Source organism: Paenibacillus sp. JNUCC 34 (assembly GCF_058269055.1).
The window spans coordinates 617330-629697 of sequence record NZ_CM177770.1 but is presented as its reverse complement, the minus strand read 5'-3'; the positions used below and the strand labels follow the sequence as shown (position 1 = coordinate 629697).

The following is a 12368-nucleotide window of genomic DNA, read 5'->3' as shown; positions in this document are numbered from 1 at the left end:
TCAAGGACCTCCTTTCTTTACATCTGATTAATCAATTACTGCTCCAGATTTCTTAGCAACACGAACTTTTTTGCCGTTATCCAGCACTTTGTAACCGATACGGGTTACTTTTCCGCTCTTAGGATCAACGTGCATCACGTTCGAGACATGAATCGGAGCTTCCTGCTCGATGATACCGCCTTGCGGGTTTTGTTGGTTAGGCTTCTGATGTTTTTTCATCATGTTCACGCCTTCCACCAAAACGCGGTTCTCACGAGGGTACGCTGCGATGACACGGCCTTTTTTGCCTTTGTCTTTACCGCTAATGACGATAACTGTATCGTCCTTCTTCACGTGCAATTTATTGTTATGGGATTCCAGAACTTTTTTTACTCTAGGCATTCGTTACACCTCCTGGGGCCTGCCTGCTCACGCAAGCATTACTGATCTAAAACGTACCGATTAGATTACTTCCGGAGCCAAGGAAACGATTTTCATGAAGTCTCTTTCGCGCAGTTCGCGAGCAACTGGTCCGAAAATACGAGTTCCACGTGGGCTTCTGTCTTCTTTAACAACAACCGCTGCATTTTCGTCAAATGCAATGTAGGAACCGTCTTTACGACGAACGGAACGTTTCGTACGAACGATAACCGCTCTAACTACATCACCCTTTTTGACAACGCCACCAGGTGTTGCTTGTTTGACGGAGCATACGATCAAATCGCCTATCTGAGCTGTACGGCGACCTGTACCACCCAATACGCGGATACACATCAGTTCCTTCGCACCGGAGTTGTCGGCAACAGCCAAACGTGTAAATGGTTGAATCATTTAAATTTCCTCCTTTCGGAAAAACTGATTACATCTTAGATGATGACCGCTTTCTCTACAACTTCAACCAGTCTCCAGCGCTTATCTTTGGAGAGCGGACGAGTTTCCATGATTTTAACGGTATCTCCGATTTGAGCCGTATTGTTCTCATCATGCGCTTTAAATTTTTTCGTGTATTTAATGCGCTTGTGATACAAGTTATGCTTCTTATAAGTTTCAACAGCTACTACGATGGTTTTATCCATTTTATCGCTGACGACTTTACCAATTTGCACTTTACGAGCATTGCGTTCTTCGCTCATTGTTGGCCTCCTTCCTGAATACAGACGACAACGTCCGGTTCATTAACTAATACCAAGTTCTCTTTCACGGATAACGGTTTTAGCACGAGCTATTTCTTTGCGCACGTCACGGATCCGGGTCGGATTATCAAGCTGGCCTGTAGCCAATTGAAAACGGAGATTAAAGAGTTCTTCTTTAAATCCGGCGATTTTTTGCTCGATTTCTGCAGTGGTTAAGTTGCGCAGTTCATTAGCTTTCATTTGCTTCACCACCCACTTCTTCACGTTTCACAAACTTCGTTTTAACAGGCAGCTTGTGAGCGGCGAGACGCATCGCTTCGCGTGCAATTTCCTCAGACACGCCTCCAAGTTCAAACATAATCTTGCCTGGTTTTACAACTGCAACCCATTTCTCAACATTACCTTTACCGCTACCCATCCGCACCTCGAGAGGCTTTTGAGTGATCGGCTTATCTGGGAAAATCTTGATCCAAACTTGACCACCACGACGGATATAACGAGTCATCGCAATACGCGCTGCTTCGATCTGGCGGTTCGTGATCCAGCCTGGTTCCATAGCTTGCAGGCCGAATTCACCGAATTTCACTTCAGTACCGCCTTTTGCCCGGCCTTTCATATGGCCGCGCTGTTGCTTACGGTGTTTTACACGTTTTGGTACCAACATGATTAGTTGCCTCCTTCCTTAGCAGCCTGTTTCTTAGCCGTAGGAAGTACCTCTCCACGATAGATCCATACTTTCACGCCGATACGGCCGTAAGTCGTATGCGCTTCTGCTGTACCATAGTCGATGTCTGCACGAAGCGTATGAAGTGGAACAGTTCCTTCACTGTAGCCTTCAGTACGAGCGATCTCGGCACCGCCAAGACGTCCGCTGACCGATGTTTTAATCCCTTTTGCTCCAGAACGCATAGTTCTTTGGATCGATTGTTTCAATGCACGACGGAAAGAAACACGACGCTCCAATTGTTGTGCAATGCTTTCAGCTACAAGAATTGCATCCAGCTCAGGGTTTTTGATTTCAGAAATATTGATGTGAACTTTCTTGCCGCCTGCGATTTTGGTTACTTGACCACGCAGTACTTCAACTTCCGAACCGCCTTTACCGATAACCATACCTGGTTTCGCAGTGTGGATCGTCACGTTCACACGATTAGCCGCTCTCTCGATTTCAATACGGGATACAGCGGAGTCTTTCAATTTATTTTTCAGGTATTCACGGATTTTAACGTCTTCCAGCAAAAGATCACCGAAATCTTTGCCTGCATACCATTTGGATTCCCAATCACGGATAATACCGATACGGAGTCCTACTGGATTTACCTTTTGGCCCACACGTTTTCCCTCCTTATTTTTCAGCTACCACCAAAGTAATGTGGCTGGTGCGTTTGTTAATCCGGCTTGCACGTCCCATCGCGCGTGGGCGGAAACGTTTCATCGTCGGACCTTGGTTAACGTAAACTTGAGTTACGACCAACTTGTTTACGTCCAAAGAATAGTTATGCTCAGCGTTAGCGATAGCTGAGTTAAGCAACTTCTCCACAACAGGAGATGCAGCTTTCGGAGTGTGACGAAGAATCGCGATCGCTTCACCAACTTGCTTACCGCGGATCAAGTCAACAACCAGTTGAGCTTTACGAGGAGCAATCCGAATCGATCTTGCATGTGCTTTTGCTTCCATTGTTTAACCTCCTCTCAAACAAAGAGCTTCATTAATTATCTTCTCGTTTTCTTATCGTCTTCGTGACCTTTGTAGGTACGTGTTGGCGCGAACTCGCCCAACTTGTGACCCACCATGTCTTCCGTTACGTATACAGGCACGTGTTTACGGCCATCGTATACGCCGAACGTGTGACCGATAAATTGCGGGAAAATCGTGGAACGGCGGGACCAAGTCTTAATCACAGCTTTTTTACTGGATTCGTTCATGTCCTCCACTTTTTTGAGCAGATATCCGTCAATAAAAGGTCCTTTTTTCAAACTACGGCTCATATTGTAATCCTCCCTTCACCAAATTGTCTCGTAACCCACTGCCTTACACGAAGTTATGCACAGTGTGTATTACTTCGTGCGGCGGCGAACGATATATTTGTCAGAAGCTTTTCCTTTTTTACGAGTCTTGAATCCGAGGGTTGGTTTACCCCATGGAGACATTGGAGATTTACGTCCGATAGGAGCACGACCTTCACCACCACCGTGAGGGTGATCGTTAGGGTTCATTACTACACCACGTACTTCAGGACGTTTTCCGAGCCAACGGTTACGACCAGCTTTACCGATCTTGATCAGCTCGTGGTCTCCGTTACCTACAGAACCGATTGTAGCACGGCAGGTTTTCAGGATGTGACGAACTTCACCGGAAGACAAACGTACAGTTACGTACTTTTCTTCTTTACCGAGAAGTTGTGCTTCTGTACCAGCTGCACGAACCAATTGTCCGCCTTTACCTGGTTGCAATTCAATGTTGTGGATAACTGTACCCACAGGAATGTTCTCCAATGGAAGAGCATTACCGATTTTAATGTCAGAACCAACGCCGGAAACGACTTGATCTCCAACTTTCAGTCCTTTTGGAGCGATGATGTAACGCTTCTCACCGTCCGCATAGTGGATCAGAGCGATGTTCGAAGTACGGTTCGGGTCATACTCGATTGTAGCAACGCGACCTGGAATGCCGTCTTTCGTACGTTTAAAGTCGATGATACGGTATTTACGTTTGTGTCCGCCGCCATGGTGACGAACTGTAATTTTACCTTGGTTGTTACGACCAGCTGTTTTGCTCAGCGGCGCCAACAACGATTTCTCCGGCTGGTTCGTGGTTACTTCTTCGAAAGTCGACACGGACATGTTACGGCGAGCCGGGGTTGTCGGTTTATACTTTTTAATAGGCACTGAATTTTCCCTCCTTACTCAGAAATTTCTTATTCAACCGATTCAAAGAACTCAAGCGGTTTGCTGTCAGCTGTCAAAGTTACGATAGCTTTCTTCCATTCTGTAGTGTAACCAGAGTGGCGGCCGTAACGCTTCGGCTTCGCAGGAACACGCATTGTATTCACGTTCGATACTTTTACTTTAAAAATGGATTCAACGGCTTGTTTAATCTCGGTTTTGTTCGCACGAATGTCTACTTCGAAAGCATATTTCAGCTCCGCCATGTAGTCAGCCGTACGTTCCGTGATCACCGGGCGCTTAATTATATCGCGAGGATCCTTCATTACGCGAGCACCTCCTCTACCTTCTGAACTGCTTCCTTCGTAATGATCAGTTGATCGTACGTCAGTACGTCAAGAACATTAATGCCATCAGCCGCTACGAACTTCACTCCAGGGATGTTACGAGCGGAAAGGGCTACATTGTCATCATAGCTAGGAGCAACGATCAGAGCTTTGCGTCCAACCTTAAGGTTACTCAAGATGTTTGCGAACTCTTTCGTTTTTGGCGCATTAAGCGTCAATTGATCCAGTACGATAATTGCATTGTCAATCACTTTAGAAGACAAAGCGGATTTGATCGCCAAACGACGAACTTTCTTCGGAAGTTTGATGGAGTAGCTACGTGGAGTTGGTCCAAATACTACGCCGCCGCCCTTCCATTGTGGTGAACGGATCGAACCTTGACGGGCACGGCCTGTACCTTTTTGTTTCCAAGGCTTACGTCCGCCGCCACGTACTTCAGAACGCCCTTTGACTTTGTGAGTACCACGACGCAGAGAAGCGCGTTGCAGCAATACTGCATCATGCAAAACGTGCACATTTGGCTCGATGCCAAATACCGCATCGTTCAACTCAACTTCACCAACTTGGCTGCCGTCGATATTAAAAAGTGCTACTTTAGGCATTGATTGTTCCTCCTTTCTTCAGGCGATTATTTCTTCACCGTTTCTTTGATTTGCACAAGACCTTTTTTAGGTCCTGGAATGGAGCCTTTTACAAGCAGTACGTTGCGTTCAACGTCTACTTTAATGATTTCAAGCTTTTGAATAGTAACCGTTTCATGGCCCATGTGACCTGGCAGACGCTTTCCTTTAGGAACGCGGTTAGCTTGGATCGAACCCATGGAACCAGGACGGCGATGGTAGCGGGAACCGTGAGACATTGGTCCGCGGCTTTGTCCCCAACGTTTGATAACACCTTGGAAACCTTTACCCTTGGAAATACCAGTTACGTCAACAAATTCGCCTTCTGCAAAGACATCAGCCTTTACTTCTTGTCCAACCTCGACACTCGCGAGGTCAACACCGCGAATTTCGCGAACGTAGCGCTTAGGTGCAGTGTTTGCTTTTTTCGCATGTCCTGCCTCAGGTTTGTTGGATCTATTTTCTTTCTTATCAGAGAAACCGATTTGAATAGCTTCGTAGCCATCGTTCTCTAGGTCTTTCTTTTGCAAAACAACACAAGGACCTGCTTCGATAACCGTTACAGGAATTACGTTACCTTCAGCGGTAAACACTTGAGTCATTCCGAGCTTTCTCCCTAAGATACCTTTCATGTTGACACCTCTTTTCCTTCACTATTTCGTTATTCTAGTCTTACAATTTAATTTCGATATCTACACCGGACGGCAGGTCCAAGCGCATCAAGGCATCCACAGTTTGTGGAGTCGGGTTCACGATGTCGATCAAGCGTTTGTGTGTACGCATTTCGAACTGTTCCCGAGAATCCTTATACTTGTGCACCGCACGGAGAACTGTAATAATTTGCTTTTCAGTTGGCAGCGGGATCGGACCAGATACACCAGCACCCGAACGTTTTGCTGTTTCAACAATCTTCTCAGCGGATTGATCAAGAATTCTGTGGTCGTATGCTTTCAAGCGAATACGAATTTTTTGCTTTGCCATTTCATTCCCTCCTTCTATCGCCCAATTTGGTATCGGACATACTCCGTGAAAATTTTCTGGACACCTGCCTCATGGCAAAGGGGCCGGGTGTGTCAGTAACCTCTCACATCATCGCAACGTCGCAGAACAACATTCATTATTATATAGAAAAGATAGGCGCAATGCAAGCATTTAATTATAAAACATATTTTCTCAATAATATTGCTCCTATATTTAGTAGCCATTGTCCTTTTCCCTTACCATTGAGCCATTTATCGTACCTCTTCATTATTTTCTCTTCATATAATAATAACAAATTAAAAGAGCATACTCCTGATGAATGTGCTCTACGGACAAACCTATTACATTTTTTCTGTTTCAGACTTGAATTTGTCGGCTGAGCTAGCTGCCTCTGCAGTAGCTGCGCCAATGCCACCAATCGTCATCGTGAGAATTCGCATTTCTTTTTCCGCTACAATCATCTCATCTGTGCTAGCCTGTACAGATTTAAGTATATCTGAGAACAATGAGCTAGTCTCTTCTGATTGCTCCCGACCTTGATAAGTTAGGGATTGTACATGCTTAATGGACTCTACAACCCTAGAGGTAAGTTCTCTTGAGTGATTAACGAAATCTGATATCTGAATGACAGTCCTTCGTGTATCCTCCGATAATCTGCTAACTTCCGTGGCAACAACGGCAAAACCTCTTCCGTGCTCACCGGCACGAGCCGCTTCTATCGTTGCATTCAATGATAAAAGTTTTATTTGCGAAGCGATCTCCTGTACACTGTCAACTATCATGCTGATCTGTTGTGAAGAGTCGTTTAGCTCTTGAACGGCCAATTGCATTTCTTGGGTGCTTTCATCGATCTGATTGATTCGTACTGCCAATTCCGATATCCTTTCTTCACCAGCCTTGGCAAAGCTGATAGATCCAAGAGCCGTTTCTGTTGTCCGTTGGAATGTATCACTAACCTCTCCCACGCTCGTTATAAGCTTTTCTACAGCTTCGTTTACATCCTGATTCAGATCGGCGAGTTCCTCAATAAACAGCGCAATATTACGTTTTAGTTCATTTTTAACCATTTCATTTTGCTGCTGCTTTTCTTTCATATTTTCCTTTTCATAGGCATCCAATACTAGTTGCTGCTCCAAGCTAAGCAGCTTTGTTACCGTCCGCATTACATTCAAACGCTCTTCTTCATACTCAGATTCATAATAAAAAACTCTTATGAACTCGTTCTGGAGATTCTGAAATGCCGACAAGTACCACTTGAGCTCCAATCCCACCGATTTATGTATCTGGGCAATCCGAAGTCTTTTGGCTATATACGCTTCGTCCACTTCACCTTTAAAAATTTCGAGCACATGGTCACGAAGTGTACGTTTCAAACGATCAATCGTACTATGCTGTACTATTATTTCTCTAAGCCTATCAATGTCTAGTACGGATTGATAGAAGGCATCTATAATGGCGTCTATATGTTGTTCCATTACCGGACGAATTTTTCGAAGCAGGGCCAGATCGGCTTCTGTCAGTCCGATCATTCTCATCTGATCATTTAACTCTCCTACATCTTCTAGACGTATATATTTATCGTCAATTCCTGAATGAAACGTAGGTACAACAGTTGAAGCCGAGTCTGCTGTTCTAGCTGTTAAGTCTCCTGATTTCTTCAAGAATGAAAATAGGCTTTTCATTTGGTATTGTCTCTCCTCAAGCAGCGTCACTTCGCTTTTTCATATTACACAAAAAACATACAATGATTGTAGTAACTATAAACATGAAAGTAAAGCTATAAACCTGCATAAGCTCGCATAATCTGTGTACTATTTGTGGATAATTCATAAATATATGAAAAACGTTAACCGACGTATCGAAAAGAAGACGTACCACACTTAACGGTAGTTTTTCTTGCAAGACACGGGTACTATTAACTCCGAAGTTTATCCTTCATTATTTCTAAAAAAAATAGAGCCCGATCCATTAGGATCAGGCTCTATTTATCGTTACAACACATTGTTGCTCGTTACAGTACACTGTTACTATATTGAGGCTTTAAAAAGCCTTAATTATTTAATGATTGTAGCTACGGAACCAGCACCAACGGTACGGCCGCCTTCGCGGATAGAGAATTTAGTACCTTCTTCAATCGCGATTGGGGAAATCAGATTAACTGTAACCGTAATGTTGTCACCAGGCATAACCATTTCAGAACCTTCTGGAAGGTTAATTACACCAGTTACGTCTGTAGTACGGAAGTAGAACTGTGGACGGTATCCAGTGAAGAAAGGCTTGTGACGTCCACCCTCTTCTTTGCTGAGTACGTAAATTTGAGCAGTAAATTCTGTATGAGGCTTAACAGAACCTGGCTTAGCCAATACTTGTCCACGCTCGATTTGAGTACGGTCTACACCACGAAGCAATGCTCCGATGTTGTCACCAGCTTGAGCGGAATCCAGCAATTTACGGAACATTTCAACGCCCGTAACAACGGATTTCTTAGTTTCTTCAGCGATACCAACGATTTCGATTTCTTCACCAACTTTGATCGTACCACGCTCTACACGACCTGTAGCAACGGTACCACGACCAGTGATGGAGAATACGTCCTCAACAGGCATCAAGAAAGGCTTGTCAGTGTCGCGCTCTGGCAATGGGATGTACTCGTCGATTGTTTTAAACATTTCAACGATTTTTTGTGCCCATTCGCCAGTTGGGTTTTGCAGAGCTTCACGAGCGGAACCACGAGTAATCGGAGTGTCATCGCCTGGGAAGTCATACTCGCTCAGAAGGTCACGAACTTCCATTTCAACCAATTCCAGAAGCTCTTCGTCTTCAACCATGTCGCATTTGTTCAAGAATACAACGATGTAAGGAACGCCTACTTGACGGGACAACAGGATGTGTTCGCGAGTTTGCGGCATAGGACCGTCAGCTGCGGATACAACCAGGATAGCGCCGTCCATTTGAGCTGCACCAGTGATCATGTTTTTAACATAGTCAGCGTGACCTGGGCAGTCAACGTGTGCATAGTGACGGGATTCAGTTTCATACTCTACGTGGGAAGTAGAGATTGTGATACCGCGTTCGCGCTCTTCTGGAGCTTTGTCGATTTGGTCGAAGGACATTGCTGCACCACCGTAAGTTGTGGACAATACACTTGTAATTGCAGCAGTCAAAGTTGTTTTACCATGGTCAACGTGACCGATAGTACCGATGTTAACATGGGGTTTAGTACGTTCGTATTTAGCCTTTGCCATTTGAACAATTCCTCCTTAAGGGGATATATATGTTTAGGCCGGACTAAAGGTTAACGGGATTTTCATCCCGCCCTTCGTCCAGCAGGAAAAACCTTATTACTCTCCGCCTTTAACCTTGGACACGATTTCTTCGGAGATGTTCTTAGGAACTTCTTCATAGTGGGAGAGTTCCATGGAGAACACACCGCGTCCTTGTGTACCGGAGCGAAGTGTAGTAGAGTAACCGAACATTTCGGAAAGAGGCACTTTCGCACGGATAATTTGAGTACCACCACGGGAATCCATACCTTCGATCCGTCCACGGCGGGAGTTCAGCATACCCATTACGTCGCCCATGTATTCCTCAGGCACAGTAACTTCTACTTTCATGATTGGCTCAAGCAGGACAGGCTTACACTTTTCCTTAGCTGCTTTCAGAGCCATCGAACCGGCGATTTTAAACGCCATTTCGTTGGAATCGACATCATGGTATGAACCGTCGACGATTGTTGCTTTAACGTCAACAAGCGGGAAGCCGGCAATTACGCCGTTCTTCATTTGCTCTTCAATACCTTGTTGTGCAGGTCCAATGTATTCTCTAGGTACGGAACCACCGACAACCTTGCTCTCGAATTGGTTACCGCTACCTGCTTCCAGAGGTTCGAACTCAACCCATACGTGACCGTATTGACCACGACCACCGGACTGACGAACGAATTTACCTTCAACACGTGCTGATGCACGGAAGGTTTCACGGTAAGCTACCTGTGGTTTACCCACGTTGGTTTCTACCTTGAACTCACGACGCATGCGGTCGATGATAACGTCCAAGTGAAGCTCACCCATACCCGCCAGGATCGTTTGGCCAGTTTCCTCGTCCGTATGAGCACGAAGAGTTGGATCCTCTTCAGTCAACTTACCGAGAGCAACGCCCAATTTATCTTGGTCGGCTTTTGTTTTTGGTTCAACTGCGATTTCGATAACCGGATCAGGGAAGTTCATGGACTCGAGAATAACTGGATTCTTCTCATCACACAGTGTATCACCTGTACCCGTATCTTTCAAACCTACAGCTGCTGCGATATCACCAGCGTAAACTACAGTGATTTCTTGACGGCTGTTCGCGTGCATTTGCAGGATACGTCCGATACGTTCGCGTTTGTTTTTCGTTGCATTCAGTACGTAAGAGCCGGATTGCAAAACACCGGAGTACACACGGAAGAACGTCAGCTTACCAACGTAAGGGTCTGTCATGATTTTAAATGCCAATGCAGCGAACGGTTCCTCGTCTGAGGAGTGGCGTTCTACTTCTGTACCATCTTCCAAGTGACCTTGGATGCTTGCTACATCTGTTGGAGCCGGCAAGAAATCGATAACAGCGTCCAGCATAAGCTGAACCCCTTTGTTACGATAAGAAGAACCACAGATCACTGGGAAGATCTTAACTTCTATAACACCTTTACGAAGAGCTGCTTTGATCTCATCAATAGAGATTTCTTCACCTTCAAGGTATTTCATAGTCAAATCTTCGTCAAGTTCTGCAACCTTCTCAATCAGTTCACTGCGCAGTTCTTCAACTTGATCCTTGTATTCCGCTGGAATTTCGGTTTCTTCGATATTTTGTCCAAGGTCATCCTTATACATATAAGCCTTTTCCGTGATAATATCGATGATGCCGAGAAAGTCAGCTTCTGCACCGATCGGAAGCTGGATAGCTACCGCATTGGCTTGAAGACGCTCTTTCATGTCTTTAACAACATTAAGGTAATCGGCGCCGATAATGTCCATTTTGTTTACATATGCGATCCGCGGTACACCGTAACGGTCTGCTTGTCTCCATACGGTTTCCGACTGAGGTTCTACGCCCTCTTTCGCACTGAATACACCTACTGCCCCATCCAATACACGAAGGGAACGTTCAACTTCTACTGTGAAGTCAACGTGCCCCGGGGTGTCGATAATATTAACGCGGTGACCCTTCCAAGAAGCGGTAGTCGCAGCGGAAGTAATCGTGATTCCGCGCTCCTGTTCTTGCTCCATCCAGTCCATAGTAGCGGAACCCTCATGAGTTTCACCAATTTTATGAGTACGGCCTGTGTAGAACAAGATACGTTCCGTCGTAGTAGTTTTACCAGCGTCAATATGCGCCATGATCCCGATGTTCCGTGTATTTTTCAAGGAGAACTCTCTTGCCATGCGAATAGTCTCCCTTCAAAATTAAAGTTTGTTAATGACTTTATCCTACCAACGGTAGTGAGCAAACGCTTTGTTCGCTTCAGCCATTTTGTGCGTGTCTTCACGTTTCTTAACAGAAGCACCAGTGTTGTTGGAAGCATCGATAATCTCAGCCGCCAAACGCTCTTCCATAGTCTTCTCGCCGCGGTTGCGGGAGTAGTTTACGAGCCAACGTAATCCCAGGGATGTACGTCTTTCTGGTTTAACTTCGATAGGCACCTGGTAGTTCGCACCGCCGACACGGCGAGCTTTAACTTCCAGAACCGGCATGATGTTCTTGATGGCTGCTTCAAATACTTCCATTGGGTCATTACCCGTACGTTCTTGGATAATATTGAATGCATTATAAAGGATGCTTTGAGCGACACCTCTTTTACCATCCAGCATGATGCGGTTGATCAGACGTGTAACGAGCTTGCTGTTATACACCGGATCCGGCAGCACGTCTCTTTTAGTAACTGGACCTTTGCGTGGCATGGATATCCCCCTTTCTTCAATCATGTTATTTCAACATGTAATTACAATTTAGCTTTTTGCTTTAGGACGTTTCGCGCCATATTTGGAACGAGCTTGCATACGGTTGTTAACACCAGCGGTATCAAGTGCACCACGAACGATGTGATAACGTACCCCTGCAAGGTCTTTTACTTTACCGCCACGGATCAGAACAACACTGTGCTCTTGCAAGTTATGTCCGATACCTGGAATGTAAGCAGTCACCTCGATGCGGTTCGTCAAACGAACACGAGCATATTTACGAAGTGCAGAGTTCGGTTTACGTGGAGTCATTGTGCCCACACGAGTGCACACACCGCGTTTTTGCGGAGCACTCAAATTGGTATCCTCACGTTTCAAAGCGTTGAATCCTTTTTGCAGTGCCGGTGACTTCGATTTGTAAACTTTAGCTGAACGGCCCTTACGGACCAGTTGGTTGATTGTTGGCATTCTGCCACCCCCTTCCTA

Annotated in this window: 18 protein-coding genes; all 18 read right to left on the bottom strand. The window is 45.4% G+C overall.

Annotated elements, in window-relative coordinates; all coding sequences use genetic code 11:
- Nucleotides 1-27: 27 nt before the first annotated feature.
- The 18 genes from rplX to rpsL all read right to left on the bottom strand — a co-directional run bounded on the left by rplX (nt 28) and on the right by rpsL (nt 12350).
- Complete coding sequence (gene rplX / locus AC2TF5_RS02800; protein ID WP_491300795.1) at nt 28-381, bottom strand: 50S ribosomal protein L24; 354 nt, start codon at nt 379-381, stop codon at nt 28-30.
- Between the two features lie 60 nt (nt 382-441).
- The gene (gene rplN, locus AC2TF5_RS02795; protein WP_241930883.1) at nt 442-810 is read right to left on the bottom strand and encodes a 50S ribosomal protein L14; all 369 of its coding nucleotides are present in this window, start codon (nt 808-810) and stop codon (nt 442-444) included.
- 35 nt (nt 811-845) lie between these two features.
- Nucleotides 846-1112, bottom strand: coding sequence for a 30S ribosomal protein S17 (gene rpsQ, locus AC2TF5_RS02790; protein ID WP_036589437.1), 267 nt, complete (start codon nt 1110-1112; stop codon nt 846-848).
- A 42-nt stretch (nt 1113-1154) separates the two neighbouring features.
- Nucleotides 1155-1352 carry a 50S ribosomal protein L29 gene (gene rpmC, locus AC2TF5_RS02785; RefSeq protein ID WP_007132561.1) on the bottom strand — a complete coding sequence of 66 codons (198 nt, stop codon included), beginning with the start codon at nt 1350-1352 and terminating at the stop codon, nt 1155-1157.
- On the bottom strand, nt 1342-1776 hold the full coding sequence (gene rplP, locus AC2TF5_RS02780) for a 50S ribosomal protein L16 (RefSeq protein WP_208917611.1): 435 nt from the start codon (nt 1774-1776) through the stop codon (nt 1342-1344). The genes rpmC and rplP overlap by 11 nt, the downstream gene beginning before the upstream one ends.
- A gap of 2 nt (nt 1777-1778) precedes the next feature.
- Complete coding sequence (rpsC, locus tag AC2TF5_RS02775) at nt 1779-2444, bottom strand: 30S ribosomal protein S3 (protein ID WP_491300794.1); 666 nt, start codon at nt 2442-2444, stop codon at nt 1779-1781.
- 13 nt (nt 2445-2457) lie between these two features.
- Nucleotides 2458-2790 carry a 50S ribosomal protein L22 gene (rplV, locus tag AC2TF5_RS02770; RefSeq protein WP_208917609.1) on the bottom strand — a complete coding sequence of 111 codons (333 nt, stop codon included), beginning with the start codon at nt 2788-2790 and terminating at the stop codon, nt 2458-2460.
- A 35-nt stretch (nt 2791-2825) separates the two neighbouring features.
- Nucleotides 2826-3101: a 30S ribosomal protein S19 gene (gene rpsS / locus AC2TF5_RS02765; RefSeq protein WP_208917608.1), complete on the bottom strand. Its 276-nt coding sequence runs from the start codon at nt 3099-3101 to the stop codon at nt 2826-2828.
- A gap of 69 nt (nt 3102-3170) precedes the next feature.
- Nucleotides 3171-4001 carry a 50S ribosomal protein L2 gene (gene rplB, locus AC2TF5_RS02760; RefSeq protein ID WP_208917607.1) on the bottom strand — a complete coding sequence of 277 codons (831 nt, stop codon included), beginning with the start codon at nt 3999-4001 and terminating at the stop codon, nt 3171-3173.
- Between the two features lie 29 nt (nt 4002-4030).
- On the bottom strand, nt 4031-4324 hold the full coding sequence (gene rplW, locus AC2TF5_RS02755; RefSeq protein ID WP_208917606.1) for a 50S ribosomal protein L23: 294 nt from the start codon (nt 4322-4324) through the stop codon (nt 4031-4033).
- On the bottom strand, nt 4324-4947 hold the full coding sequence (gene rplD / locus AC2TF5_RS02750; RefSeq protein WP_208917605.1) for a 50S ribosomal protein L4: 624 nt from the start codon (nt 4945-4947) through the stop codon (nt 4324-4326). Before rplD ends, rplW begins: the two co-directional genes overlap by 1 nt.
- Before the next feature lie 26 nt (nt 4948-4973).
- Nucleotides 4974-5597 carry a 50S ribosomal protein L3 gene (rplC, locus tag AC2TF5_RS02745; RefSeq protein ID WP_491300793.1) on the bottom strand — a complete coding sequence of 208 codons (624 nt, stop codon included), beginning with the start codon at nt 5595-5597 and terminating at the stop codon, nt 4974-4976.
- 40 nt (nt 5598-5637) lie between these two features.
- Nucleotides 5638-5946: a 30S ribosomal protein S10 gene (gene rpsJ / locus AC2TF5_RS02740; RefSeq protein ID WP_006037947.1), complete on the bottom strand. Its 309-nt coding sequence runs from the start codon at nt 5944-5946 to the stop codon at nt 5638-5640.
- Nucleotides 5947-6287: 341 nt separating this feature from the next.
- A complete protein-coding gene (locus AC2TF5_RS02735; protein ID WP_491300792.1) occupies nt 6288-7628 on the bottom strand; it encodes a protoglobin domain-containing protein in 1341 nt (446 codons plus the stop codon).
- Nucleotides 7629-8000: 372 nt separating this feature from the next.
- Nucleotides 8001-9191, bottom strand: coding sequence for an elongation factor Tu (tuf, locus tag AC2TF5_RS02730; protein WP_491300791.1), 1191 nt, complete (start codon nt 9189-9191; stop codon nt 8001-8003).
- A 96-nt stretch (nt 9192-9287) separates the two neighbouring features.
- Nucleotides 9288-11366 carry an elongation factor G gene (gene fusA / locus AC2TF5_RS02725; RefSeq protein ID WP_491300790.1) on the bottom strand — a complete coding sequence of 693 codons (2079 nt, stop codon included), beginning with the start codon at nt 11364-11366 and terminating at the stop codon, nt 9288-9290.
- Between the two features lie 45 nt (nt 11367-11411).
- Nucleotides 11412-11882 (bottom strand): 30S ribosomal protein S7, encoded by a 471-nt coding sequence (gene rpsG / locus AC2TF5_RS02720; RefSeq protein ID WP_046680956.1) that lies wholly within the window; start codon nt 11880-11882, stop codon nt 11412-11414.
- A 48-nt stretch (nt 11883-11930) separates the two neighbouring features.
- Entirely contained in the window at nt 11931-12350 is a 420-nt protein-coding gene (gene rpsL / locus AC2TF5_RS02715) for a 30S ribosomal protein S12 (protein ID WP_491300789.1), read from the bottom strand.
- Between the last annotated feature and the right edge of the window lie 18 nt (nt 12351-12368).